22 protein-coding genes and 2 tRNA genes are annotated in these 24,451 nt (G+C 68.1%); 17 read left to right on the forward strand and 7 right to left on the reverse strand.

The window, feature by feature from the left end:
• The 14 genes from ACXJLH_RS20825 (at position 1) to ACXJLH_RS20890 (ending at position 16,502) form a co-directional block, all read left to right on the forward strand.
• Positions 1-1,704, forward strand: a complete 1,704-nt coding sequence (locus ACXJLH_RS20825; RefSeq protein WP_457445969.1) for a hypothetical protein — start codon at positions 1-3, stop codon at positions 1,702-1,704.
• Positions 1,705-1,846: 142 nt separating this feature from the next.
• On the forward strand, positions 1,847-2,866 hold the full coding sequence (gene dctP, locus ACXJLH_RS20830) for a TRAP transporter substrate-binding protein DctP (RefSeq protein ID WP_457445970.1): 1,020 nt from the start codon (positions 1,847-1,849) through the stop codon (positions 2,864-2,866).
• A 7-nt stretch (positions 2,867-2,873) separates the two neighbouring features.
• Positions 2,874-3,449, forward strand: a complete 576-nt coding sequence (locus ACXJLH_RS20835; RefSeq protein ID WP_056201533.1) for a TRAP transporter small permease — start codon at positions 2,874-2,876, stop codon at positions 3,447-3,449.
• Positions 3,446-4,807 carry a TRAP transporter large permease gene (locus tag ACXJLH_RS20840; protein WP_056201531.1) on the forward strand — a complete coding sequence of 454 codons (1,362 nt, stop codon included), beginning with the start codon at positions 3,446-3,448 and terminating at the stop codon, positions 4,805-4,807. The genes ACXJLH_RS20835 and ACXJLH_RS20840 overlap by 4 nt, the downstream gene beginning before the upstream one ends.
• A 10-nt stretch (positions 4,808-4,817) precedes the next feature.
• Positions 4,818-6,482, forward strand: coding sequence for a malonate decarboxylase subunit alpha (mdcA, locus tag ACXJLH_RS20845; RefSeq protein ID WP_457445971.1), 1,665 nt, complete (start codon positions 4,818-4,820; stop codon positions 6,480-6,482).
• 7 nt (positions 6,483-6,489) lie between these two features.
• Positions 6,490-6,807: a malonate decarboxylase acyl carrier protein gene (gene mdcC / locus ACXJLH_RS20850; protein WP_457445972.1), complete on the forward strand. Its 318-nt coding sequence runs from the start codon at positions 6,490-6,492 to the stop codon at positions 6,805-6,807.
• Positions 6,807-7,667, forward strand: a complete 861-nt coding sequence (locus ACXJLH_RS20855; protein ID WP_457446184.1) for a biotin-independent malonate decarboxylase subunit beta — start codon at positions 6,807-6,809, stop codon at positions 7,665-7,667. Before mdcC ends, ACXJLH_RS20855 begins: the two co-directional genes overlap by 1 nt.
• Complete coding sequence (locus ACXJLH_RS20860) at positions 7,667-8,368, forward strand: biotin-independent malonate decarboxylase subunit gamma (protein WP_457445973.1); 702 nt, start codon at positions 7,667-7,669, stop codon at positions 8,366-8,368. Before ACXJLH_RS20855 ends, ACXJLH_RS20860 begins: the two co-directional genes overlap by 1 nt.
• Before the next feature lie 3 nt (positions 8,369-8,371).
• A complete protein-coding gene (mdcG, locus tag ACXJLH_RS20865; protein WP_457445974.1) occupies positions 8,372-9,004 on the forward strand; it encodes a malonate decarboxylase holo-[acyl-carrier-protein] synthase in 633 nt (210 codons plus the stop codon).
• On the forward strand, positions 9,001-9,831 hold the full coding sequence (locus ACXJLH_RS20870) for a triphosphoribosyl-dephospho-CoA synthase (RefSeq protein WP_457445975.1): 831 nt from the start codon (positions 9,001-9,003) through the stop codon (positions 9,829-9,831). The genes mdcG and ACXJLH_RS20870 overlap by 4 nt, the downstream gene beginning before the upstream one ends.
• Positions 9,832-10,746: an ACP S-malonyltransferase gene (locus ACXJLH_RS20875; RefSeq protein ID WP_457445976.1), complete on the forward strand. Its 915-nt coding sequence runs from the start codon at positions 9,832-9,834 to the stop codon at positions 10,744-10,746. It abuts the gene before it with no gap.
• Between the two features lie 62 nt (positions 10,747-10,808).
• Positions 10,809-11,642, forward strand: a complete 834-nt coding sequence (locus ACXJLH_RS20880; RefSeq protein ID WP_457445977.1) for a PEP-CTERM sorting domain-containing protein — start codon at positions 10,809-10,811, stop codon at positions 11,640-11,642.
• Positions 11,643-11,848: 206 nt separating this feature from the next.
• Positions 11,849-14,644, forward strand: a complete 2,796-nt coding sequence (gene galA / locus ACXJLH_RS20885; protein WP_457445978.1) for a beta-galactosidase GalA — start codon at positions 11,849-11,851, stop codon at positions 14,642-14,644.
• 91 nt (positions 14,645-14,735) lie between these two features.
• Entirely contained in the window at positions 14,736-16,502 is a 1,767-nt protein-coding gene (locus tag ACXJLH_RS20890; protein WP_457445979.1) for a glycoside hydrolase family 9 protein, read from the forward strand.
• A 63-nt stretch (positions 16,503-16,565) separates the two neighbouring features.
• On the opposite strand, the gene ACXJLH_RS20895 is transcribed toward ACXJLH_RS20890, so the two are convergent.
• The 6 genes from ACXJLH_RS20895 to ACXJLH_RS20920 all read right to left on the reverse strand — a co-directional run bounded on the left by ACXJLH_RS20895 (position 16,566) and on the right by ACXJLH_RS20920 (position 20,302).
• Positions 16,566-16,640 (reverse strand) — tRNA-Val (locus ACXJLH_RS20895).
• A 38-nt stretch (positions 16,641-16,678) separates the two neighbouring features.
• Positions 16,679-16,753: transfer RNA gene (locus tag ACXJLH_RS20900), tRNA-Val, on the reverse strand.
• Positions 16,754-16,787: 34 nt separating this feature from the next.
• Positions 16,788-17,516, reverse strand: a complete 729-nt coding sequence (dnaQ, locus tag ACXJLH_RS20905; protein ID WP_457353146.1) for a DNA polymerase III subunit epsilon — start codon at positions 17,514-17,516, stop codon at positions 16,788-16,790.
• Position 17,517: 1 nt separating this feature from the next.
• A complete protein-coding gene (gene lgt, locus ACXJLH_RS20910) occupies positions 17,518-18,333 on the reverse strand; it encodes a prolipoprotein diacylglyceryl transferase (RefSeq protein ID WP_457390458.1) in 816 nt (271 codons plus the stop codon).
• Between the two features lie 56 nt (positions 18,334-18,389).
• Positions 18,390-19,361 (reverse strand): tetratricopeptide repeat protein, encoded by a 972-nt coding sequence (locus tag ACXJLH_RS20915; RefSeq protein ID WP_457445980.1) that lies wholly within the window; start codon positions 19,359-19,361, stop codon positions 18,390-18,392.
• Between the two features lie 74 nt (positions 19,362-19,435).
• The gene (locus tag ACXJLH_RS20920) at positions 19,436-20,302 is read right to left on the reverse strand and encodes a LysR family transcriptional regulator (RefSeq protein ID WP_457445981.1); all 867 of its coding nucleotides are present in this window, start codon (positions 20,300-20,302) and stop codon (positions 19,436-19,438) included.
• A gap of 91 nt (positions 20,303-20,393) precedes the next feature.
• On the opposite strand from ACXJLH_RS20920, the gene ilvD reads away from it, so the two are divergent.
• A complete protein-coding gene (gene ilvD, locus ACXJLH_RS20925) occupies positions 20,394-22,073 on the forward strand; it encodes a dihydroxy-acid dehydratase (RefSeq protein ID WP_457445982.1) in 1,680 nt (559 codons plus the stop codon).
• A 229-nt stretch (positions 22,074-22,302) separates the two neighbouring features.
• Here ilvD and ACXJLH_RS20930 read toward each other — a convergent pair whose 3' ends face one another.
• The gene (locus ACXJLH_RS20930; RefSeq protein ID WP_457445983.1) at positions 22,303-22,563 is read right to left on the reverse strand and encodes a TIGR04438 family Trp-rich protein; all 261 of its coding nucleotides are present in this window, start codon (positions 22,561-22,563) and stop codon (positions 22,303-22,305) included.
• A gap of 59 nt (positions 22,564-22,622) precedes the next feature.
• On the opposite strand from ACXJLH_RS20930, the gene ACXJLH_RS20935 reads away from it, so the two are divergent.
• Together ACXJLH_RS20935 and ACXJLH_RS20940 are read left to right on the forward strand one after the other, a co-directional pair.
• A complete protein-coding gene (locus ACXJLH_RS20935; RefSeq protein ID WP_457445984.1) occupies positions 22,623-22,925 on the forward strand; it encodes a c-type cytochrome in 303 nt (100 codons plus the stop codon).
• 144 nt (positions 22,926-23,069) lie between these two features.
• A complete protein-coding gene (locus tag ACXJLH_RS20940; RefSeq protein ID WP_457445985.1) occupies positions 23,070-24,440 on the forward strand; it encodes an esterase-like activity of phytase family protein in 1,371 nt (456 codons plus the stop codon).
• Positions 24,441-24,451 lie beyond the last annotated feature (11 nt).

The raw sequence follows: 24,451 nt of genomic DNA on the forward strand, positions 1-24,451 counted from the left end.
ATGTTCTCGTCTCGACGCCTGGCACCCCTGTGTGCCGCCCTGTTCATCCTCGCCGGCTGCGGCGGTGGTTCCGACCCGGCCACGCCCGGAAATCCGGGCACGCCCACCATCCCGCCCACGCCGTCCACACCGACCCCCAGCGTGCAGATGTCGGCGCTGTCCGGCTCGGCGCAGCACACCACCCTCGCCTGGAGCGGCGGCAATGCAGGCACAGCCTGGCGCCTGGAACGCCGCCGCGAGGATGGTGGCGAGTACGCCCTCGTTGCCGAGGTGGACAGCGGCGCGGGGCTCTGGCTGGACAGCGGGCTCGGTGCCGACACCGGCTACACCTACCGCCTCAGCCGCACTGACGGCAGCGTGCTGGCCACGGCCACGGCCCGCACCGGCAGCGAGGCCGTGCTGACGACCGCGGCCCCCGCGGCCGTGGGCGCGGGCATCCCGCTGCCCTTCACGCCCACCACGAGCAGCCTGCGCCTGGCGGACGGCAGCCTGCAGCTCGACCTCCCCGCCGGCAGCCTGAGCCAAGTCGGCACCGCGACGCTGCAGCCCGTCACCAATCCGCTGGCCGACGGCGCCGGCCCGGGGCTGAGCCTCAGCCTGCCCGAGCGCCCGGCCCGCACGCTGACGCTGTCGATGCGTTACGGCGCCGATGAGGATGTCGACGAGGTGCTGCAGGACCGCATCGCGCTGCGCCAGGCCGACGGCAGCTGGTGGCTGCTGCCGTTGGCTGCCCATGACGAGGGCCAGCGCCTGTTGCAGGTCAGCCTGCCGCCCAGCCTGTGGGTGGAGGAGCAACCGGCCGCGTCTGCGCAAATGGCCCGTGCGGCGGCCACCACGGTGCGCGGCGTGAAAGGCCAGTTCGTGCGCGTCAAGGCGCACAAGCTGCTGCCCGCCTCGGCCAGCGTGCGCGTCCTGGGCAGCCAGCGCTTCGTGCCCGTCAGCATCTATGTGGTACGCCAGGGTCAGGGTTGCGAAGCGCAGGCGGCCGAGGAGTTCTGCCTGCCCACACCGGTGCTGCGCGACGTGCAGGTTCCGGTGCTGAACACCAAGGCCGGCTTCCAGCGCCAGTGGACGCTGGAAGGCAGCACCACGCCCGCCGCCACCCTGGGCACGCTGGCCCTTGAGCCCCAGGCCGGCATCGTCTACACCGCGCCCGCCCAGGCGCCCGCCACCAATCCGCTCACGCTGCGTTTCCAGAGCGTCAACAACAGCAACGGGCGCCGCCTGGCGCTGAGCGCGAAGATCCGCGTCACCGAAGATGCCTGGGTCGGCAAACTGGAGGCCTTCGTCGGCGATCTCGGGGCGGGCCACAAGTACAACCTCGACACGCGTTGGACCCTTGATGCCGCGCTGAGCACCGCGACCCGCCGCGTCTACCACCCCACCGGCAATGCCGAGCACCTCTACACGGTGGTGGATCCAGTCTGCCAGCACACGGTCACGCCCACGCACATCCCGCTGGCGCAGGCCCAGGCCACCGGCCAGCTCATCGTCGATGAATCCACCAGCCCGGCGCGCTACAAGCTGGACCTGGCCACGCTGTGGAATTCGACGATGACCGTCAGCTGCCCGACCGGCAGCACCAGCGCGCCGACCAAAGCCGGGCATGTGTGGACCGCCGAGGGCGTCGTCACGCAAGGCCGCATCGCGGGCTCCGACAACGGTCTGGGCGAGCGCAGTTGGGCACTGGGGCGCCCGCAGTGAAATCGTTCGTCGCGTTCAGGGTTTACCCAGAATCGTTGCGGTCGGCGTAAACGTCGGCCGGCGAGGTTGATTGATCGTCCCGAGGGCCGCTCCCACACTGCGGCCGCATACCGCCACTGAATGGCGGACCTGGAGACATCAAGTGACCCTCAATCGACGTCAATGGCTCGGCAGCACCGCCGGCACCGCCGCCTCCCTCTGGCTGCCCAGCGCCCACGCCCAGGCGGGCGCGCTGAAGATCTCGCACCAGTTCCCCAGCGGCACGCTCACCGAGGGCGACTTCCGCGACCGCTTGTGCCGCAAGTTCGCCGCCGAGGTGGAGAAGCGCAGCAGCGGCGCATTGAAGGCCTCGGTCTACCCAGGCTCGTCGCTGATGAAGACCAATGCCCAGTTCTCGGCCCTGCGCAAGGGCGCGCTGGACATGAGCCTGGTGCCGCTGTCCTATGCCGGCGGCGAGGTGGCCGAGACCAATGCCGGGCTGATGCCGGCCCTGGTGCCCAGCTACGAGCAGGGCGCGGCGTGGAAGACGGCGGAGGTGGGCAAGCTGTTGTCCAAGGTGCTGGACGACAAGGGCGTGCTCATCGTCAGCTGGGTCTGGCAGGCCGGCGGTGTGGCCAGCCGCGCGCGGCCGCTGGTGACGCCGGACGATGCCAAGGGCCTGAAGGTGCGCGGTGGCAGCCGCGAGATGGACATGATGCTGAAGCAGGCCGGCGCCTCGGTCATCACCTTGCCGTCCAACGAGATCTACGCCGCCATGCAGACCGGCGCCATGGACGCGGCCATGACCTCGTCCACCAGCTTCATCTCCTTCAAGCTCGAGGAGATCGCCAAGCACCTGACCTCGGGCCGCCAGCGCACTTACTGGTTCATGTTCGAGCCGCTGATGATCTCCAAGGAGGTCTTCAACAAGCTGCCCAAGGCCCAGCAGGACATCGTCATGGCCGTCGGCGCCGAGATGGAAGTCTTTGCGCGCGACGCCGCCAAGGCCGATGACCAGGCTGCGGCTGCGATCTACGCCAAGGCCGGCGCCAAGGTCTACGACATGGACGAGCCGACGTTGAAGAAGTGGCAGGCCATCGCACGCGACACCGCGTGGAAGGACTTCGGCGAGAAGAACGAATCCTGCGCCGCCATCCTCAAGGCCGCGCAGAAGCTGCTCTGAGGCCGCCATGAGCCACGGTTTTGAATTGCAGCCGGCGGCGGTGGCCGGCATCGACCCCGACACGCCCGCCCTGCTGCGCCCCATCGCGCGCGGCCTGAACTTCATCAACCACGCCATGGTCGTGCTCGGCATGCTGGCCCTGCTGGTGGCCTCCTGCGTGCTGACCTACAGCGTCGTGTCGCGCTATGTGATGAAGGCTTCGACCGACTGGCAGGACGAGGCAGCCGTGTTCTGCCTGGTCGGCGCCACCTTCCTGTGCGGCGCCTTCGTGCAGTCGCTGCGCGGCCACGTCGGCATCGAGGCCATCGCCGGCCTGCTGCCCCGCGCCGTGAACCGCCTGCGCCTGATGCTCGTGGACCTGATGGGCACCGCCTTCTGCGCCTTCTTCGCCTGGAAGTCGTGGACGCTGTTCCACGAGGCCTGGGTCGACGGCCAGACCACCTCGTCTTCCTGGGCCCCGCCGCTGTCGATTCCCTACGGCCTGATGTCCGTGGGCATGACGCTGCTGAGCCTGCAGCTGCTGGTGCAGCTCACGGCGCGCGTGAACGGCCTCTTCAAATCCAATTCAGGAGTCGCAGCATGAGCATGCTCGTCCTCGGCTCGCTGTTCGGCGTCGTCACGCTGCTGTTCATGTTCTCGGGCGCGCCGATCGCGTTCGCGCTCGGCAGCGTCGCGGTGCTGTTCATGGCCATCTTTATGCCGGCCTCGGCGCTGGACACGGTCACGCAGAACGTCTACGAGGAGATGGCCAGCATCACGCTGCTGTCCATTCCCCTCTTCATCTTGAAAGGCGCGGCCATCGGCAAATCGCGCGCGGGCCAGGACCTGTACGCCGCCATGCACGTGTGGATGGGCCGCATCCCCGGCGGCCTGGGTATTGCCAATGTGTTCGCCTGCGCGCTGTTCGCGGCCATGGCCGGCTCCAGCCCGGCCACCTGCTCGGCCATCGGCAGCGCCGGCATCCCGGAGATGCGCAAGCGCGGCTACTCGCCCGGCTTTGCGGCCGGCATCATCGCTGCCGGCGGCACCCTGGGCATCCTGCTGCCGCCGTCCATCACGATGATCCTGTACGCAGTGGCGGCCGAGCAGTCGCTGGGCCGGCTGTTCCTGGCCGGCATCATGCCGGGCGTGCTGCTGGTGGCGCTGTTCGCCGGCTACGCGGCGCTGCGCTACCGCAAGGAGTACGCGCTGGCCGAGGCCGAATACAAGCGCACCGGTGCCGCCTCGGCGCTGCTGGCCAACGAGACCTTCACCAACCGCCAGAAGTTCGAGATGCTGCCGCGCGTCGTGCCCTTCGTGCTGCTGCTGATCGGCGTCATGGTGGCGCTGTATGGCGGCTTCGCGACGCCGTCGGAAACCGCCGGCCTGGGTGCCCTGCTGGCGCTGGCGCTGATCGCCGTCATCTACGGCGTGTGGCGGCCCAAGGACGTGGCGCCCATCCTCCAGTCGACGCTGAAGGAGTCGACCATGCTGATGCTCATCATCGGCATGTCGCTGCTGTTCTCCTACGTGATGAGCTATCTGCACATCAGCCAGTCGGCCGCCGAGTGGATCGTCGGCATGCAGCTGTCCAAGTGGGTGCTGCTGGCCGCGGTGCTGCTGATGGTCATCCTGCTGGGCTTCTTCCTACCGCCGGTCAGCATCATCCTGATGACGGCACCCATCATCCTGCCGCCGCTGAAGGCCGCCGGCTTCGACCTGATCTGGTTCGGCATCCTGATGACCATCGTCATGGAGACCGGCCTCATCCACCCGCCGGTGGGGCTGAACATCTTCGTTATCAAGAACATCGCACCCGACATCGACCTGCGCGACATCATCTGGGGCGTGTTGCCCTTCGTCGTGCTGATGCTGCTGGCGGTGCTGCTGATCTGCATCTTCCCGGGCATCGCGACGGCCCTGCCCGACGCGGTCATGGGCGTCGCCGCCAAGGCGCATTGAGGAGCCGGCCATGAATGCTCCCGCCTGGAACCTGCGCGACCGCCAGCGCCGCGAGCGCCTCTCCCGGGCGGCCGAAATCACCGGCGTACAGGGCCGGCGCGTGGCGACCGACGCCATCGTGCCGCTGCTGGAGGCCGTGCTGCAGCCCGGCGACCGCGTCTGCCTGGAAGGCAATAACCAGAAGCAGGCCGACTTCCTCGCCCAGTCGCTCACGCAGGTGGACCCGCAGCGCGTGCGCGACCTGCACATGGTGCAGTCGGTGCTGGCCCTGCCCGAGCACCTGGACGTGTTCGAGAGCGGCATCGCCAAGCGGCTCGACTTCAGCTTCTCCGGCCCGCAGGGCGCGCGCCTGGCCAAGCTGGTCAGCAGCGGTGGCATCGAGATCGGCGCCATCCACACCTACCTGGAGCTGTTCGCGCGCTACTTTGTCGACCTGACGCCCAAGGTTGCCCTCGTGGCCGCGCATGCCGCGGACGCGCAAGGCAACCTCTACACCGGCCCCAATACTGAAGACACGCCGGCCATCGTCGAAGCCACCGCCTTCTCGGGCGGCATCGTCATCGCCCAGGTCAACGAGATCGTCGACACGTTGCCCCGCATCGACATCCCGGCCGACTGGGTGGACTTCGTCGTGCAGGCGCCGCGGCCCAACCTCGTCGAGCCGCTGTTCACCCGCGACCCGGCGCAGATCAGCGAGATCCAGGTGCTGATGGCCATGATGGCCATCAAGGGCATCTATGCCGAGTACGGCGTGCAGCGCCTGAACCACGGCATCGGCTTCGACACCGCGGCCATCGAGCTGCTGCTGCCCACCTACGGCGAGTCGCTCGGGCTCAAGGGCAAGATCTGCAAGCACTGGGCGCTGAACCCGCACCCGGCGCTGATCCCCGCCATCGAGGCCGGCTGGGTGGAGTCCATCCACTCCTTCGGCTCCGAGCTCGGCATGGAGGACTACATCCGCGCCCGGTCAGACGTGTTCTTCACCGGTGCCGACGGCAGCCTGCGCAGCAACCGCGCCTTCTGCCAGGCGGCGGGTCACTACGCCTGCGACCTCTTCATCGGCTCGACGCTGCAGATCGACCTGCAGGGCAACAGCTCCACCGCGACGCTGGGCCGCATCACCGGCTTTGGTGGCGCGCCCAATATGGGCGCCGACGCGCGCGGCCGCCGCCACGCCAGCCCCGCGTGGCTGAAGGCCGGTGCCGAGGCCCGTGCGGGAAGGCAAGGCGCCGCCGGCACGCCTCGTGGCCAGAAGCTGGTTGTGCAGATGGTGGAGACCTTCCGCGAACACATGCAGCCCGCCTTCGTCGAACGCCTCGACGCGTGGACACTGCAGGAGCAGGCCGGCATGGCCCTGCCGCCCATCATGATCTACGGCGACGACGTCAGCCACATCCTGACCGAGGAAGGCATCGCCAACCTGCTGCTGTGCCGCAGCGACGAGGAGCGCGAGCAGGCCATCCGCGGCGTGGCCGGCTACACGGCCGTGGGCCTGGCACGGGACAAGCGCATGGTGGAGAACCTGCGCGACCGTGGCGTCATCAAGCGGCCTGCCGACCTCGGCATCGATCCGCGCGACGCCACGCGCAACCTGCTGGCCGCGCGCAGCATGCGCGACCTCATGCGCGCCTCGGGTGGCCTGTACAGCCCGCCCAAGCGTTTCCGCAACTGGTGAGGACAAGATGACCACCCCTGGCCTCGAAACCCTGGACTACGCCTTCACCGGCACACGGCCCGCCGGCAGCTTCACGCCGGTGCTAGTCGGCGTCGTCGGCTCCGGCAACCTCGAAGTGCTGCTGGAGCCCGCGGCCGGCAGCGACTGCCGCATCCACATCGAAACCTCGGCGCGCGGCTTCGGCACCATCTGGTCGGCCGTCGTCAGCGACTTCCACCAGCGCCACCAGCTCGCAGGCGTGCTGCTGTCCATCCACGACATGGGCGCCACGCCCGCCGTCGTCAGCCTGCGGCTGGACCAGGCCGCGCAGGAGCTCAAGCCATGATGTCCTCCTATGCCGAATGTTCGGCGCGTGAGCGCCTGGCCGGGGTCGTCGATGCCGGCAGCTTCCACGAATGGCTGCCGCCCGCCATGCGGCTGACCAGCCCTCACCTCGCCCAGCTCGGCGTGCCCTCTTCCTTCGACGACGGCGTGGCCATCGGGCGCGCGACGTTGGCAGGCAGCGAGGTCTTCGTCGCCGCGCAGGAAGGCCAGTTCATGGGCGGCGGCGTCGGCGAGGTGCATGGCGCCAAGCTGGTCGGCCTGCTCAAGCGCGCCCTGCGTGACAAGCCGCGTGCCGTGCTGCTGCTGGCCGAATCCGGCGGCGTGCGACTGCACGAGGCCAACGCCGGCCTCATCGGCGTCTCCGAGGTCATGCGCGCGCTGCTCGATGTTCGCGCCGCCGGCATTCCGGTCATCGTGCTGATCGGCGGGGCCAATGGCTGCTTCGGCGGCATGGGCATCGTCGCGCGCTGCGCCGACCACATCGTCATGAGCGACCTGGGGCGCCTGGCCATGTCCGGCCCCGAGGTCATAGAGGCCTCGCATGGCGTCGAGGAGTTCGACTCGCGCGACCGCGCCCTGGTCTGGCGCACCACCGGCGGCAAGCACCGCTGGCTCAGCGGCGACTGCGACGCGCTGGTCGAGGACGACGTGGCCGCCTTCCGCGCCGCGGCCATTGCGGCCCTCGGCGCGGCCCGGCCGGTCACGCCGGCCGCACTCGAGCAGGAGCACGCCAAGCTCGCCGCACGGCTGCGCTTCGACGGCGCCGAGGCCATCGCGCTGTGGACGACGCTGGGCATCGCCGATGCCGCGCACGTGCCCGACCTCGACGTGGCCGCCCTGCAAACACTGGGAGCCCACTGATGGACTGGCAGACCTTGGCAACGCAACTCTTCGGCGCCGACCACGGCATCGCCCGCGACGGCGACTTCCTGCGCGGCGAGGTCGAGTTCGACGGCACGCCGCTGGCCGTCATCGGCACCACCGACCACGCGCCCATCGGCGTGCAGCTGGCGCTGACCCAGGCCCGCGCGGTGCTGGACACCATGGCCCAGCATCCCGGCCGCGCCATCCTGCTGCTGATCGACACCCAGGGCCAGCAGCTGCGCCGTCGCGACGAGCTGCTCGGCATCAACCGCGCCATGGCCCATCTCGGCATGTGCCTGGACCTGGCGCGCCGCCGCGGCCACCGCGTGCTCGGCCTCGTCTACGACCAGGCCCTGTCCGGCGGCTTCATCACCTCGGGCCTGATCGCCGACGCCTGCGACGCCCTGCCCGAGGCCGAGATCCGCGTCATGCGCCTGCCGGCCATGGCCCGCGTGACCAAGCTGCCCGAGGCGCTGCTGGCCCAGCTGTCCGAATCCAACCCGGTGTTTGCACCAGGCGTGGGCAACTACGTGGCGATGGGCGGCGTGCGCCGGCTCTGGCAGGGCGACTTGACCCAGGCGCTGCGCGAGGCCCTGGCGGATGCACCGACCGAGGATCGGCGCGCCAAGGACGGGGCCGCGCGCGGCGGGCGGCAGATGGCCGCAGCGGTCGCGCAGCGGGTGCTCGACGCCGTCTGAACCATGGCCGCGCTACATCGCCACCAGATCGCCTGGCTGTCGGCCGTGGGCTGGCAGGGCCTGCTCGGCGGCAGTTGGGACGCCGAAGCCCTCGACTGCCTGGGTCACTGGGCTGCGCGAGGCCTGCCCCTCGTCGTCACGCGCCAACGCGACGACGACGGCATTGCGTTGGGCCTGTGCGCGCCGCGCCGCTGGGGCCATCGACGCATTGCGCTGCGCGTCGAGCGCACCGAGGTGCTGTACTTCGACGAGTTCCCGCGCCTGGACCAGGTCCTCACCCAACTGCCTCAGAGCACCCGCGCACCCGCCCGCCAGCTGGCCCTGGCCCTGCAGGCCTGCGGCGCAACGGCCCGCGTCTACGGCAGCCATGGCTGGCAACACATCACCGGACTACAGCACGTGCGCGAGGGCTCGGATCTCGACGTGTGGGTAGGAGTCGGCAGCAAGGAACAGGCCGATGCCGCGGCCGCCGCATTGAACGCCTTCGCCTCGCCCTCCCGGCGGCTCGATGGCGAACTCGTCTTCGACGGCAACGCCGCCGTTGCCTGGCGTGAGTGGCTCGCCTTGCGCAGCGGTGGCCCGCAGGCTCTGTTGGTGAAACGGCTCAACGGCGCTTCGATGGAGGCGCTGGCATGAGGCCACATCGCGCGCTGGCGCCCAGCGCCCCCACGCCCCAGCAGATCGGCCGCTCCGCCACGCTGGCGCTCTATGACGAGCTCGCGCTGTCACCCAAGCCCGGCCTCGTCACGCTGACCGACCGCGGCAGCCATGCCGACATGGACGCCCACAGCTTCATGCGCAGCCTGTTCGCGCTGCGCAGCTACTTTGTTCGCATCGCCGAACTGGGGGCCGCTGGCGCGCCCTTCGAGGCGCTGGAGCGCTGCGGCATCGCGGCCGAAGCCCGCATGCTGGCCGCCACGGGCGGCATCAACACGCACCGCGGCGCGATCTTCATGCTGGGCTTGCTGTGCGCTGCAGCGGGCGCGCTGGGCCAACAACCCACTCCCGCCCTGATCAGGCAGACGCTGCTGACGCGCTGGGGCGAGACGCTGGCCGCTCGCGCGCAGCGCCCTCCCACGCTGCCCGGCGGGCTGGCTGCGCAGCGCTTTCAACTGCGCAGCGCTTCGACCGAAGCCGCTCTGGGCTTTCCGACGCTGTTCGAGACGGCCGAGCCAGCCTTGCGTTCGGCCCGGGCGCGCGGCCTTTCGGCGGCCGCGGCCCGGCTCGACACCTTGTTCGCCGTCATGGCCGTGCTGGACGACAGCAACCTCGCCCACCGCGGCGGCCTCGAGGGGTTGCGCTTCGCGCAGGCCACCGCGCGAGACTTCCTCGCCACGGGTGGTGCATCCCAGGGCCTCGAAACGGTCCAAACGATCAGCGCCGAGTTCGTGCGCCAGCGCCTGTCCCCCGGCGGCGCGGCCGACACCCTCGCCGCCGCCTGCTGGCTGGAACGCCTGAGCTGAATGAGCCTGGCGCTGCTCTTCCCCGGGCAGGGCGCACAGCACCCGCAGATGCTGCCCTGGCTGGACGCACAGCCCGCTGCCAGGCCGGCGCTGGATGCCCTGGCCCGGCACCTGGGTCCAGGCTGGCGTGATCGCCTGGGCGACTCGGCCTGGCTGCATGCCAATCCGGTCGCGCAGCTGCTGCTGACGGGTGTCGGCATCGCCGCCTGGCAGGCGCTGGCGGCGCGCTTGCCGCCACCGGCGGTGGTAGCCGGCTACAGCGTCGGCGAGCTGGCCGCATTCGCGGCGGCGGGTGTGTTTGACGCCTCAACCGCCCTCGAGCTCGCGGCCGTTCGCGCGCAGGCCATGAGTGACGGCGTGGCTGGCCAGGACACGGGGCTGCTTGCTGTTCAGGGCCCGAACGCGCTGCGCCTGGCCCAAGCCTCCCCAGCCTCGTTGGCGATTGCGATCCGCATCAGCGCGGAGCGCGTCATCGTCGGCGGCGTTGCGGCCGAACTCGACGCCAACGCAGCCCGCTGGTCCGCCGCTGGCCTGCGCTGCACGCGCCTGCCCATTGGCATCGCCTCGCACACGCCGGCCATGGCGGCTGCGGCGACGGTATTCGCACGGCACCTGGCGACGGTCAGTCTCCAGGCGCCACGCACCGCCGTGGTCTGCAACTTCACCGGTGCTGCCAGCAGAGTCCCCGCCGCGCTGGCGGCCGCACTTGCCGGCCAGATTGCCAGCACTGTGCGATGGGACGACTGCATGGACAGCATTGCCGAACGCGGCGTTCGCTGCGTGCTGGAAATCGGCCCCGGTGCCGCATTGGCCTCCATGTGGCGCGAGCGGCACCCCGACATCCCGGCGCGGTCGATCGACGAGTTCCAGGCGCCGGACGGCGTGCTGGGCTGGCTGGGCCGGCAACTCAGCTGAGCTGTAGGTGTTTTCTCTGGTATGACCACATTGGTTGAAAATGAGAAACTGGTAATACCGCAATGAGCTCGGGCTCAGACGTCACCAGGCAACTCAATTCCCACGGGCGTCTCGCCCGGTCCGCCAACAACACGCAGGAGAACATCGTGCATCGATTCAAGTACGTCATCAGCGCAGCACTGCTCGCTGCTTCGCAACTGGCCACCGCGGCTACCGCCGAAGCGAGCATCAGCAACATCAACGTCACCTCTTCGGGGGGCGAGGGTTGGGCTCAGTTGTTCAAGGGCGTGACCTGGCTGCCGCTGCCATCGGGCGCATCGGTTGGGCTGGTGGATCCGAGTTTCAGCGATACGGCCAGCGGCTGGCAGGGCGACGTGATCGGTGCATCGGTTGCCGCGGCTGGCTCCATGGCGCAAGCCAAGTTGACGGCGACAAGCTCCACCGAGAACTACAACAGCCTGAACGGCGTGTCCGCCTCCGCGAAGGTCAACGTCACCGGGGGACAGTCCGGTTGGGCCAACGCGAAGGTTTTTGATGGGCTGATGCAGGTCAGCGGACATACCACCATCACGGTGACCGCCGCCTTGAGCAGCCTGCAGGTCAGCGGCGCCAACGGGCAGGCGAATGTCTACATCGACTTTTGCAGTTGGGCGGAAACCTGCGCTCCCGGCAACTACACGGAAGCCTTCATCGACTCGTCCTTCCCCAACTACAGCGGCCCGATGCTTCTGACCGCAAGCTGGACGAATCCGGGAGAGACGACCTTTGCCAGGATGGTCATCGGTCTGACCGCCTCCGCCGACTCCGTGACCGCCGTTCCGGAACCGGCGACCATGGCCCTCTGGCTGGCCGGCCTGGCAGGTGTAGGCGCACGTCTTCGCCGCCGCAAAGATTAGTTGGCTCGTCTCCGAGTCGGCCAGGCACACGTTGACCTGGTTTGGTCGCGCGATCTCCAACGGGATCGCGCGACGCATTTTTTCCTTTGACAAATCAAGCGCCTGGCTCGGACAGCCGCAGCAGCGCTTGCCTTGAATCAGCAGTTCGATCGACGGGAAACCAAGTTATGTCACGCGCGCCGCGCATTCTTCATTGGCTCAGCCTCATGCTCTTCGCGGCGCTCGCGCTCGCGGCTACTGCTGTCCAGGCCGCCGGCCGCGAACGCCTGTCACTCGACAGCGGCTGGCTTTTCCATCGCGGCGACGTCTCAATGCCCGTGGTCAAGGGTCACGGCATGAGCTATCACAACGGCAAGGCCAACGGCGCCTGGGGTGCGGCTGCCGCAGACTTCGATGATTCCGGCTGGCGGCGCCTGGACCTGCCGCATGACTGGGCCGTCGAGAACCCGTTCGACCGCAACGAGAACGCGTCTCAGGGCTATCGCCAGCGCGGCATCGGCTGGTACCGGCGCTATCTGCCGCTGCCCGAATCCGACCGCGGCCGCCACATCGAGCTGCAGTTCGACGCGGTCGCCACGCACAGCACGGTCTGGGTCAACGGCATCGTCGTCGACCGCAACTGGTCGGGCTACAACGGCCGCAGCATCGACATCACGCCCTATGTCCGTTACGGCGCCGACGCCAACACCATCGCCGTGCGCGTGGACGCCGACGCACAGGAAGGCTGGTGGTACGAAGGCGCCGGCATCTACCGCCACACCTGGCTGGTCAAGCGCGACGCGCTGCACATCGCCACCGACGGCCTGCATGCCAACCCGGTCCAGCGCAACGGTCGCTGGAGCCTTCCGGTCGAAGTGACGTTGCAAAGCAGCGCCAAGGCCGAGCGCAGCGGCACCATCGACGTGGTCGTGATCGATCCGTCGGGCCGCGAAGTGGCCAAGGGCAGCGCCCGAGCGCGGGTTGCCGCGCTCGAATCGGCCGTCGCCCACATCAAGCTCGACGTGCGCGAACCCAAGCTGTGGTCGCTTGCGCAGCCCCACGTCTACCGTGTGCGCGCGACGCTGCGCGACGGCGCGAACGAACTCGACCGCACCGAAACGCAGACCGGCTTCCGGTCCATCCGCTTCGACGCGGACCGCGGCTTCTTCCTCAACGACCAATCGGTCAAGCTGCAGGGCGTCTGCGTCCACCAGGATCACGCCGGCGTCGGTGTCGCCGTGCCCGAAGCCATCTGGGAGTTCCGGCTGCGTCGCCTCAAGGAGATGGGTACCAACGCGATCCGCTTCTCGCACAACGCGCCGGCGGCCGAGGTGCTGGACATCGCCGACCGCCTGGGCCTGCTCGTCATGGACGAGAACCGCCACTTCAACCCCTCGCCCGACTACCTGAAGCAGCTGACGTGGATGGTGCGGCGCGACCGCAATCATCCGAGCGTGATCCTGTGGTCCATCTTCAACGAGGAGCCTCTGCAGAGCACCGAGCCCGGCTATGAGATGGCGCGCCGCATGGTTTCCGAGATCAAGAAGCTTGACCCGACGCGGCCAGTGACGGGCGCCATGCACGGCGGCCTGTTCACCGACCTGAACGCCGCGGATGCGCTCGACGTCGTCGGCGTGAACTACCAGATCAGCGCCTACGACCCTTATCACAAGAAGCACCCGAAGCGCCCGATGACGAGCACCGAGGACACCGCGGCCTACATGACGCGTGGCGAGTTCGCCAGCGACCGCGCCGGCCAGGTGTTCGGCAGCTACGACGACGAGCCCTCGTCCTGGGGCAACACTCACCGCCAGGCCTGGCGCGCCATCGGCGAGCGGCCCTTCATCGCCGGCAGCTTCATCTGGACGGGCATCGACTACCGCGGCGAACCCACGCCGTATGAGTGGCCCAGCGTCGGCTCCTTCTTCGGCGCGATGGACCTGGCCGGGTTCGCCAAGACGGCGTTCTGGATCCACCAGGCCCAGTGGGTCAAGGATCGCCCGGTCGTCAAGTTGGTGCCCCACTGGAACTGGACCGGGCGCGAAGGCCAGGCCGTGCACGTGATGGTCGCCAGCAACGCGCCGCGCGTGCGCCTGCTGCTCAACGGCACGGCCGTCGGCGAGCAGGATGTCGACCCCTATGAAATGGCGCACTTCAAGGTGGCCTATGCGCCGGGACGCATCGAGGCCGTGGCCCTGCAAGACGGCAAGGAGATCGCACGCGATGCGGTTGAGACCAGCGGAGCGCCCACCCGCCTCGTGCTGACGCCGGACCGCAAGGCGCTGATCGGCGACGGGCTGGATGCCATGCCGGTGACGGTCAGCGTCGTCGACGCCCAAGGGCGACCAGTGCCGACGGCGAACGCCCACGTGCGCTTCGAGATCGATGGCCAGGCCAGCATCATTGGCGTCGGCAACGGCGACCCGAACTCCCACGAGCCCGACAAGGCCAGCGAGCGCAGCTTGTTCAACGGCCTGGCGCAACTCATCGTGCAGGGCCGGCGCGACAGCCGCGGTGAGCTGAAGTTGCGTGCCTTCGCCGAGGGCCTGCAGGCCGCCGAAGTCGTGCTGGCACTGCAGCCCGCCGCAGCGCCGCCGAGCGTGCCGACCGCCGAGCCGACGACGCCGCTGCTGGGCTGGCGCGTCTCGCCGGCCTACGCCACCCGGCCCGACCCCAACGTCGTGCTGGCCGAGACCGACATGAACTCCTGGGGTTGGGACGAGCCGCCGATGCGCCGCGGCGCGGAGCCACAGGCCTTCCGTCTCTACCGCAGCAGTGTGCCGGTGCGTGCGGATCGCAACGACGGCCGCGCACAACTCGTCTTCGGCAGCATCGCTGGCAAGGCCGAGGTCTGGGTGGACGGCGTCAAGCTGGGCGAGAAGAACACCGTCGAGCCCGCACAATTTGCCGTGACCCTGCCCCAGGGGGGGCCGCGTCGCCAGGTGACCGTTCTGGTCGAAGCCGCGCCGGGCCAGCCCTCGGGCCTGTGGGGTCGCGTGGTGCTTGAGCCAGGCGTACGCTGAACCCGCGCCACCCGCTCACCCACGGCATTTCCGATGGCCGCGTTCGAGACGAGCGTGGCGTCACCGACAGCATCGAACGGGAATTCCTGCCTTGAACGTCAACCTTCGCGCGCCGCTGGCGCTCTGCCTGGCCTGCGTCCTGAGTCTTGCCGCCTGTAGCACGCCGTCGCACAGCCCCATCGCGCAGCCGCAACAGTCCGCTGAGATCGACACCCAGGCCATACAGCTGAACCAGGTGGGCTATCTGCCCGAGAGCGCGAAATGGGCAGTGCTGCGCGATGTGCCCGCCAGCAGCTTTGCGCTGGTCGACGCGGTGACTGGACAAGAAGTCTGGCGCGGCCCGCTGCGCAGCGGGCAACGCTGGGAGCCGGCGCAGGAGGTGCCGCACCTGGCCGACTTCTCTGCCTGGCGTCAGCCCGGCCGATACCGGCTGAAGGTTGCAGGGCTTGCGCCTTCTGCTCCTTTCGTCATCGCGGCAGACGCCTATGTGGCGCTGAATGCCGCCGCGCTCAAGTTCTTCTACTACAACCGCGCCAGCATCGCGCTCGACCCCGTCCATGCGGGTGTCTGGGCGAGGCCCGCAGGTCATCCGGACGACCGCGTGCTCGTGCATGCGTCAGCCGCTGGCCCTGGCCGGCCTGAGGGCTCCGTCTTCTCAGCGCCAAAGGGTTGGTATGACGCCGGCGACTACAACAAGTACATCGTCAACTCCGGCATCACCGTCTACACGTTGCTGACGGCCTATGAACATTTCCCGGCCTTCTTCGATGCGCAGCGCCTGAACGTCCCCGAGAGCGGCAACGGTCTGCCTGACGTCCTCGATGAAGCACTGTGGAACCTGGAGTGGATGCTGTCCATGCAGGACCCGGTCGATGGCGGCGTCTATCACAAGCTCACCGACAAAGGCTTTGACGGCATCGTGATGCCCCATGAATCCCGGCACGACCGCTATGTCGTGATGAAGGCGACGGCGGCCACACTCGACTTCGCCGCCGTCATGGCACAGGCCAGCCGCGTATTCGCTGCGTTCGAGGCGCAGCGCCCGGGGTTGTCGGCACGCATGATGACCGCCTCCAAGCGTGCCTGGGACTGGGCCAAAGCGCATCCCGACGTCATCTACCGCCAGCCGGCCGACATCCACACCGGCGGTTATGACGACAACCAGCTGGCTGACGAACTTGCCTGGGCCGCCGCAGAGCTCTACATCAGCACACGCGAGGACGGCTACTGGCACGCGTTCAAGCAAGCCGTGCCGCGCATCGAGATTCCGGGCTGGAGCAGCGTCGGGGCGCTGGCATGGGTAAGCCTCGCCCAGCATCGCGACCGATTGACCCCGGTAGCGGACCGCAGGCTCATCGAGGGCCAGATCCGGTCCTTGGCCACCGCGCTCGCCGAGCGTTGGGATCGATCGCCCTATCGCCTGGCCATGCAGACCGAGGACTTCATCTGGGGCAGCAATGCCGTGGCCCTGAACCAGGCCTTGATGCTCATTCAGGGATACCGCCTCGACAGTGACCGCCGCATGCTCGATGCCGCACAGTCGGCACTTGACTTTGTTCTCGGGCGGCACCCCAGCGGATATGCCATGGTGACCGGCTTCGGAACGCGCTCGCCGCTGCATCCGCACCACCGTCCGTCTGGCGCGATGCCGCAACAGCCGCCGGTACCCGGCATGATCGTCGGCGGCCCGAACCCCGGCTCGGGCGACGATTGCCCCGGCGCCTATCCTTCCAAGGTGCCGGCCAAGGCCTACCTCGACGCCTTGTGCAGCTACACCACCAACGAGATCGCGATCAACTGGAACGCACCGCTGGTGTACGTATCAGCGGCCGTTCAGACGCTGACTCCCAAGCCATGAGTCACAAGCCGCGCATCGCACAAACGACAAACCCGGCTCAAGGCCGGGTCTGACGATTCGGATTGGTGGGCGGTGCAGGTTTCGAACCTGCGACCCCCACAGTGTGAATGTGGTGCTCTACCCCTGAGCTAACCGCCCAATCCTGAAAACTGAATCCACCGCAACTCCAAGAGTCTTGGTGGGCGGTGCAGGTTTCGAACCTGCGACCCCCACAGTGTGAATGTGGTGCTCTACCCCTGAGCTAACCGCCCCGAAAGCGAATCTCGACTTCCGCGAAGCCCGCGATTATGCCATGGGTTGAGCGGGCTCCAGCACTCGCCACTTGCAGGCGCCACCGGCGGCCTTGTCGAGGTCGGCAAGCAATTTCTCATGCGCCGCGGCCTCGGCTTCGCTGGCGTGCAGCACCGGCAGCACGAAGCGGCACAGGTCCACGGCCTCGATGGCGGCGTGGCTGTCGCCGCTGGCGTTGTCGCCATGCTCGTCCATCAACAGCGCGTCCTGGCCACGCGTCAGGCGGATGTAGACGTCGGCCAGCAGTTCGGCGTCCAGCAGCGCGCCGTGCAGCACGCGCTTGGTGTTGTCGACCTCGAGACGGCGGCACAACGCGTCCAGCGAATTGGCCTTGCCGGGAAAGAGGTCGCGCGCCATCAGCAGCGTGTCGCGCACGCCGCCCACATGGTCGGTCAGCACGCCGCGCTTCAGGCGCTTGAGCTCGGCATTGATGAAGCCGATGTCAAACGGCGCGTTGTGAATGACCAGCTCGGCGCCGGCCAGGAAGGCCAGCAGTTGGTCGACGATCTCGGCGAACTTGGGCTTGTCCGACAGGAAGGCCTCGGTCAGCCCGTGCACCCGCAGCGCGTCCTCGTGGCTGGCGCGCTCGGGGTTGATGTAGAGGTGCAGGTGGTTGCCGGTGAGCTGGCGGTTGACCATTTCGACGCAGCCGACCTCGATGACGCGGTCGCCCTTGTCGGCCTCCAGGCCGGTGGTTTCGGTGTCGAAGAAGATCTGTCTCATGTCAACCTTGGACCGGCCTTTGATTGCGCTTGGTGGCCCAGGCAAAGATGGCGGCACCAACGATGACCATTGGCAGGCTCAGCCACTGCCCCTGGCTCCAGCTCAGCGCGCGCAGGCCGAGGAAGTCATCGGGCTCACGGAAGTATTCGGCCACGAAGCGCAGCGCGCCATAGCCCATCATGAAGACGCCGGAGATCTGCCCGGTCGCGCGTGGCTTGCGGGCATAGAGCCACAGGATGATGAAAAGCAGCAGGCCTTCGCCCGCTGCCTGGTAGAGCTGGGAAGGATGGCGGGCAATGCCGCCGTCATTGGCCTGGGGAAAGATCATGGCCCAGGGCAGGTCGGCCGGCGCCGGCCGACCCCACAGCTCGCCATTGACGAAGTTGCCCAGGCGCACGGCCATGATGCCGGTCGGCACGCAGGGCGCGATCAGGTCTGACACCTCGAAGAAGCTGCGGCCGCGACGGCGCCCGAACAGGTACAGGCCCAGCAGCACGCCGAGCAGGCCGCCGTGGAAAGACATGCCGCCATCCCAGACCCGGATGATCTCGGTCAGGTGATGGACGTAGTAACCGGGCTTGTAAAAGAAGCAGTACCCCAGCCGTCCGCCCAGCACGACGCCCAGCACGCCGTAGAACAGCACGTCGTCCACGTCCCGCTTGGTCCAGCCCACGGCTGCGTGCTGGGGCATGCGCGAGCGCAGCGTGGCCAGCCACAGGAAGAGGCCGAAGGCGATCAGGTAGGTGATGCCATACCAATGGATGCCGCCGGAACCGATGTGGACGGCGATGGGGTCGAACTGAGGATGAACCAGCATGGCCCGATGGGAAGAAGAGCGGCCGGCATCATAGCCAGCGCCCTCTTCCCGCCCCGTCAGGCCAGGTCGGCCAGCAGCTTTTTCGCCTCGTCGACGTTGCGCGGATTGGCGCGCTTGTTCTGCACGAAGCGCTCGAGCGCCGCCCTGGCACCGGCCTTGTCGCCCTTGGCGATCAGGGCCTGGCCCAGGCGATGGTCGATGGGCATGCGCTCCGCACCTTCCAGGGCGCGCGCGCGCTCGAAGGCCTTGACGGCTTCATCGGGCTGGCCCTGCTCCGTCAGCACGCGGCCCAGGCCATAGGGGCCGGCGGCGTGGCCGGGATAGTCGCGCTGCAGGGCCTCGAAGATGCCGCGGGCCTTGGGCAGGTTCTTCTGCTCCATGAACTCGAAACCCAGGCGCGTCCACTGGCCGCGCAGCTCGCGCGCCACCGTGCGATCGTCACCAGCCTTGACGCTGGCCAGCTCGCGCTCGGCAGCGGTCCAGTCCTTGTCGTTCATGGCCAGCAGGGCCCGCAACACCTTGGCCTGCTCGGGCTGGCGCGGCTGCACCTCCGCGGCCAGCTCCTTGGCCTTGGGCACGCTGCCGCCGGCAAAGCCCGGGGCCATCAGATAAAACTGCGTCAGGCCGCTGCGTGCCTCGAACAGCGCCGGATCGAGCTCGACGGCCTTGGCGAACTGCTCCTTGGTCTTGCTCGCCAGGCCAGGCATCTTGAAGACGCTGGCCGCCATGGCCTGCTGGCCGTAGACACGCCCAAGGGCATAGCTGCAGACGGCCTGCGGGCGCTTCTCTGAGCAGTTTTGCAAGGCAGGGATGGCTGCCTCCAACCGGGCACCGTCGTTGTCGTCGACGGCGGCCATGGCGAGAGCGACAGCGGCCTGGTCGTCATCACTCTTGGCTTTGGCGGCGCGCACGAGGTCGGCGGTCTTGCCGGCATCCAGCCACGCCTGCCATTGCGGGTCCTTGAGCAGGTCGGCCTGGGCGGCGCCGGCCAGCAGGGCCAGGGCGAGGGGGAGCAGGCGAAGGGTCATGCAGGGGTCTCCAGAGTGTGAATTCGTTAACGTTGCAGCAGCATCCACGGCGACACGGGTTTTTACGCATGACTTCAGGCATGGGCGCGCACGTGATCGACAAAGCGCGCAACAACGGGGAGCGCATCGGCACGCCAGATCAGGCTGGTCTCCACCTGCGGCGCACCGGGCAGCGCACGATAGGTCACGCCAGCCCGTTGCAGGCCCTGCAGGCTGGCCGGCACCCAGGCCACGCCGATGGCGGCCGACACGAGGTTGACGATGGTCTGCATCTGGATGGCCTCCTGACTGATCGTGGCGTTCTGGCCCGCCGCGCCGTGGTGGGCCAGGATGGCGTCGTACAGCGACGGCGCCACCTCGCGCGGAAAGATCACCAGCGGCGCCGAGCGGCATTGCTCGTCGGTCGGCGTTTCGTCGCTGCTGGGCAGGGCCAGCACCAGCGGTTCGATACCGATCGACAGGCGTTGGAAGCCCACCGGCGCAGCGCCGGGCGTGTGGATGACGAAGCCGGCGTCGATGCTGCCGGCTTCGAACTCGCGCAGCTGCACGTCCAGCGTCGCCTCGCGCAGCGCCAGGGCCACCTGCGGACAGGCCTCGCGGAAGGAGCGCAGCCATAGCGGCAGGCCGCCGAAGCCGACAGTCGACACAAAGGCCAGGCGCAGTCGCCCGGCCAGGCCGTCAGCCACCGCCCTCACCTCGGCCGGCAGCGCGGCGGCCTCAAGCAGCAGCTTCTGCGCCGACGCCTGCAATGCCGCGCCGGCCGGCGTCAGACGCACGCTGCGGCTGCTGCGCTCGAACAGCTGCACACCGAGCTGGGCCTCCAGCTTGCGAACGGCCTGAGTCAGCGGCGGCTGGCTCATGTGCAGGCGCTCGGCGGCACGGCCGAAGTGCAGCAGCTCGGCCACGGCGAGGAATTGCTGGAGGGGGCGCAGTTCGATCATTGATTCACCATGCATATCAATGCAGAGTGAACAATATATTTGAAAAGCAAACTCAGGCGCGCCAAACTGCCGGCTTCTCCAGGAGACCGTCATGAGCTTCAACCGCCGCAGCAAGAACATCACCGAGGGCGTGGCCCGTGCCCCCAACCGTTCCATGTACTACGGCATGGGCTACCAGGAGAGCGACTTCGGCAAGCCCATGATCGGCATCGCCAACGGCCACTCCACGATCACGCCCTGCAACTCCGGCCTGCAAAAGCTTGCCGACGCCGCTGTGATCGGCCTGAAGGCCGCCGGCGCCAACGCCCAGTTGTTCGGCACGCCGACCATTTCCGATGGCATGGCCATGGGCACCGAGGGCATGAAGTACTCGCTGGTGTCGCGCGAGGTCATCTCTGACTGCGTGGAGACCTGCGTGGGCGGCCAGTGGCTGGACGGCGTCATGGTCATCGGCGGCTGCGACAAGAACATGCCCGGCGGCATGATGGGCATGCTGCGCGCCAATGTGCCGGCCATCTACATCTACGGCGGCACCATCAAGCCGGGCCACTACAAGGGCCAGGACCTCAACATCGTCAGCGTCTTCGAGGCCGTGGGCCAGTTCAGCGCCGGCAAGATGAGCGAGGAAGATTTCTGCCAGATCGAGAAGCGCGCCATCCCCGGCAGCGGCTCCTGCGGCGGCATGTACACGGCCAACACGATGAGCTCGGCCTTCGAGGCCCTGGGCATGAGCCTGCCCTACTCCTCCAGCATGTCCAACGTCGAGGACGAGGTGGTCGAGAACGTCAAGCTGGCGGCCGACTGCCTGGTGGAGGCCGTCAAGGCCGACCTGAAGCCGCGCGACATCGTCACCAAAAAGGCCATCGAGAACGCCGTCGCCGTCATCATGGCCACGGGCGGTTCAACCAACGCGGTGCTGCACTTCCTGGCCATCGCCCACGCGGCCGAGGTGGACTGGACCATCGACGACTTCGAGCGCATGCGCAAGAAGATCCCGGTGCTGTGCAACCTCAAGCCCAGCGGCAAATACCTGGCCGTGGACCTGCACAAGGCCGGCGGCGTGCCAGCGGTCATGAAGGAATTGCTGGCTGCCGGGCTGCTGCACGGCGACTGCATCACCATCACCGGCAAGACCGTGGCCGAGAACCTGGCCGACGTTCCCGCCTTGAGCGCCGACCAGGACGTCATCCAGCCCGTCGCCAAGCCCATCTACGCCGAAGGCCACCTGGCCATCCTGCGAGGCAATCTCTCGCCCGAAGGCTGCGTGGCCAAGATCACCGGCCTCAAGACGCCCGTGATGACGGGCCCGGCGCGGGTCTTCGATGACGAACAGAGCGCGCTGGCCGCCATCATGGCCAACAAGATCGTGGCCGGCGACGTCATGGTGCTGCGCTACCTCGGCCCCAAGGGCGGCCCCGGCATGCCGGAGATGCTGGCCCCGACTGGCGCGCTGATCGGCCAGGGCCTGGGCGAGAGCGTCGGCCTCATCACCGACGGCCGCTTCTCGGGGGGCACCTGGGGCATGGTGGTCGGCCATGTGGCGCCGGAGGCCTATGAAGGCGGCGTCATCGCGCTGGTGCAGGAGGGTGACTCCATCACCATCGACGCCCATCAACTGGTGCTGAACCTCAATGTCGGCGACGACGAGCTGGCCAAGCGCCGTGCGGCCTGGCTGCAGCCCAAGCCGCGCTACACGCGGGGCGTGTTGGCCAAATTTGCGAAGAACGCTTCGAGCGCGAGTTCGGGTGCGGTTTTGGACAAGTTTGAGTGAGGGGTTCCGGGCCGAGCGCCGGGCCGCTCCCTAGCCGGCCCGTCATGGCGATTTGCTTGCCGGTCAATCCGGCAAGCATCGCCGTCCCCCCGGGGGGCTGAGGCCGGACACGGCAAGTCCTGTGGACTTGTCGTGCCTGCCGAAGAGCAGCCGCTCCGTCGGCTGCGCGGTCTGCAAGACCGACCAGGCTCGCCCGCGTTCAGCGGCGCGAGGCTGGGCGAGGGGCACGTCAGCGCTTCTTCTTCGCCCCGGGCTTGCCTTGCCCCAGCCCTTCCATCAGTTCCTCGCGCCGGGCCGCCTTCTTGGCGTCCAGGGCATTCATCGCCTTCTTCTGCGTCAGGCCGCTGGAGTCCGCCCAGGCCCACCAGACCGCGGCCAGCACAAAGGGCGACAGCACGATGACCCAGGCCCAGAAGTCGTCCTTGTGGAACTGCACCCAGCCGCCGAGCCGCAGCACGATCAAGAGCACGCCGATCAATACGAAACCCATGCGGGCTCTCCTTCAGGTATCTTTGCAACCACTGTAGTCCAACGCCCCGAAAGGTTCGCATGAAGAATGCTTTGATCCTCAGCCTCGCCCTCGTCGTCGCTCCCGCCGCCTTCGCCACCCAGGAGCTGGCGCAGAAAAAGAACTGCATGGCCTGCCATGCGCTGGACAAGAAGCTCGTCGGCCCGGCCTACAAGGACGTGGCGGCCAGGTACGCCAAGGACAAGGACGCCTACAAGAAGCTGGCCGAGAAGATCCAGAAGGGCGGCTCCGGCGTCTGGGGCCCCGTGCCCATGCCAGCCAACACCCAGGTCAGCCCGGCCGAGGCCGAGACGCTGGCCAAGTGGGTGCTGACGGTCAAGTAAGGCCATCACCCCTTCTGTGAACAGGCCCTGCGGGGCCTGCTCTGCTTTTGGGGGACGGTGGTGCAACGCGTCACTGGCGCGTCACGGCGGCTGCCAAGAATCCGCGCCGCGCAGGCTGTTCTGCGCGCAGCCACGGCATCGCCCATGAACTCCATTTGCCCACTGAAGCCCGCCGCGCTCGCGACGGCCGTCCTTGCCCTGTTCGCCGCCAGCACTGCCCAGGCCGCCTCGGCCACGCTGGAAGGCTGGGCCCTGATGCCGGCCAACACCTTCGCCGAAGGTCCGACCACCGGCCAGTTCGCCAGCGGCGCCGGAGGTAACTCGCTGCCGCTGCTGAACAAGCAATCCGTGCAAGGTTTCTCCGCCGTACTGGCCGGCCCTGCCGCTGGCACCTACCTCTTCATGCCCGACAACGGCTTCGGCGCCAAGGAAAACTCGGCCGACGCACTGCTGCGCATGTACGCCGTCACACCCAACTTCAAGACGGCCACGGGCGGCACCGGTACGGTCTCGGCCGCCAACTTCAACAGCGGCGCCAGCATGGGCGGTTTCACGTCTGGCAGCTACGTCACGCTGTCCGATCCAAACCAGTTGCTGTCGCTGAAGATCCAGGCCGACTACACGCGCTACTACAACACGGCAGCCAACCCGCTGGTCGACCCCAGCATCCGCAGCGGCCGCCAGCTGACCGGCGCCGACCTGGACATCGAGTCGGTGCGCAAGGACAAGAACGGCAACCTGTGGTTCGGCGATGAGTTCGGTCCCTACCTGATCAAGACCAACGCCAAGGGCGAAGTGCTGCGCCGCGAGATTGGCATGCTGGGCGTGGCGTCGCCGCAGAACGAGGCGGTCGTGAACGGCACCATCGGCGCGACGCTGGGCCGCTCCAACGGCTTCGAAGGCATGGCCATCAACCCGAACGGCGACCGCCTCTACACGCTGCTGGAAGGCACGGTCACGGGCGACCCGGCGAAGACGCTGCGCATCAACGCCTTCGATGTAGGCACCGAGAGCTACACCGGCCAGCAGTGGAACTACAAGCTCGACGGCGCCGGCACCAACATCGGTGACATGACGGCCATCAACGACCACGAGTTCCTCATCATCGAGCGCAACGGCGCTACGGCCACCGGCGGCGGCACGCCGTTCAAGAAGATCTTCAAGGTCGACCTGAACCAGTTGGACGGCAGCGGCAACCTCGTCAAGAGCGAGGTCATCGACCTGATGAACATCGCCGACCCGCATGATCTGAACGGCGACGGCAGCAGCGCCTTCACCTTTCCGTTCACGACCATCGAGAGTGTGCTCATCCTGGACGCCCACACCCTGCTGGTCGCCAATGACAACAACTACCCCGGCACGGGCGGCCGCAACCTCGGCTCGGACAACACCGAGTTTCTGAAGATCCACCTCGACCAGGCGCTCAATGTGTCGGCGGTGCCGGAGCCGGGCAGCGTAGCCCTGTCGTTGGGTGGTCTGGGTCTGCTGGCTCTGAAGCTGCGGCGTCGCCGCTGAGCCGGGCAAAG

Source organism: Roseateles sp. P5_E4, assembly GCF_054049255.1.

Excerpts from the sequence above, each read along its gene's own strand:
- ACXJLH_RS20825 (WP_457445969.1), top strand. The coding sequence starts at position 1 with ATGTTCTCGTCTCGACGCCTGGCACCCCTGTGTGCCGCCCTGTTCATC.
- ACXJLH_RS20835 (WP_056201533.1), top strand. The coding sequence starts at position 2,874 with ATGAGCCACGGTTTTGAATTGCAGCCGGCGGCGGTGGCCGGCATCGAC.
- ACXJLH_RS20840 (WP_056201531.1), top strand. The coding sequence starts at position 3,446 with ATGAGCATGCTCGTCCTCGGCTCGCTGTTCGGCGTCGTCACGCTGCTG.
- mdcA (WP_457445971.1), top strand. The coding sequence starts at position 4,818 with ATGAATGCTCCCGCCTGGAACCTGCGCGACCGCCAGCGCCGCGAGCGC.
- mdcC (WP_457445972.1), top strand. The coding sequence starts at position 6,490 with ATGACCACCCCTGGCCTCGAAACCCTGGACTACGCCTTCACCGGCACA.
- ACXJLH_RS20855 (WP_457446184.1), top strand. The coding sequence starts at position 6,807 with ATGTCCTCCTATGCCGAATGTTCGGCGCGTGAGCGCCTGGCCGGGGTC.
- ACXJLH_RS20860 (WP_457445973.1), top strand. The coding sequence starts at position 7,667 with ATGGACTGGCAGACCTTGGCAACGCAACTCTTCGGCGCCGACCACGGC.
- mdcG (WP_457445974.1), top strand. The coding sequence starts at position 8,372 with ATGGCCGCGCTACATCGCCACCAGATCGCCTGGCTGTCGGCCGTGGGC.
- ACXJLH_RS20870 (WP_457445975.1), top strand. The coding sequence starts at position 9,001 with ATGAGGCCACATCGCGCGCTGGCGCCCAGCGCCCCCACGCCCCAGCAG.
- ACXJLH_RS20875 (WP_457445976.1), top strand. The coding sequence starts at position 9,832 with ATGAGCCTGGCGCTGCTCTTCCCCGGGCAGGGCGCACAGCACCCGCAG.
- ACXJLH_RS20880 (WP_457445977.1), top strand. The coding sequence starts at position 10,809 with ATGAGCTCGGGCTCAGACGTCACCAGGCAACTCAATTCCCACGGGCGT.
- galA (WP_457445978.1), top strand. The coding sequence starts at position 11,849 with ATGCTCTTCGCGGCGCTCGCGCTCGCGGCTACTGCTGTCCAGGCCGCC.
- dnaQ (WP_457353146.1), bottom strand. The coding sequence starts at position 17,516 with ATGAGACAGATCTTCTTCGACACCGAAACCACCGGCCTGGAGGCCGAC.
- lgt (WP_457390458.1), bottom strand. The coding sequence starts at position 18,333 with ATGCTGGTTCATCCTCAGTTCGACCCCATCGCCGTCCACATCGGTTCC.
- ACXJLH_RS20915 (WP_457445980.1), bottom strand. The coding sequence starts at position 19,361 with ATGACCCTTCGCCTGCTCCCCCTCGCCCTGGCCCTGCTGGCCGGCGCC.
- ACXJLH_RS20920 (WP_457445981.1), bottom strand. The coding sequence starts at position 20,302 with ATGATCGAACTGCGCCCCCTCCAGCAATTCCTCGCCGTGGCCGAGCTG.
- ilvD (WP_457445982.1), top strand. The coding sequence starts at position 20,394 with ATGAGCTTCAACCGCCGCAGCAAGAACATCACCGAGGGCGTGGCCCGT.
- ACXJLH_RS20930 (WP_457445983.1), bottom strand. The coding sequence starts at position 22,563 with ATGGGTTTCGTATTGATCGGCGTGCTCTTGATCGTGCTGCGGCTCGGC.
- ACXJLH_RS20935 (WP_457445984.1), top strand. The coding sequence starts at position 22,623 with ATGAAGAATGCTTTGATCCTCAGCCTCGCCCTCGTCGTCGCTCCCGCC.
- ACXJLH_RS20940 (WP_457445985.1), top strand. The coding sequence starts at position 23,070 with ATGAACTCCATTTGCCCACTGAAGCCCGCCGCGCTCGCGACGGCCGTC.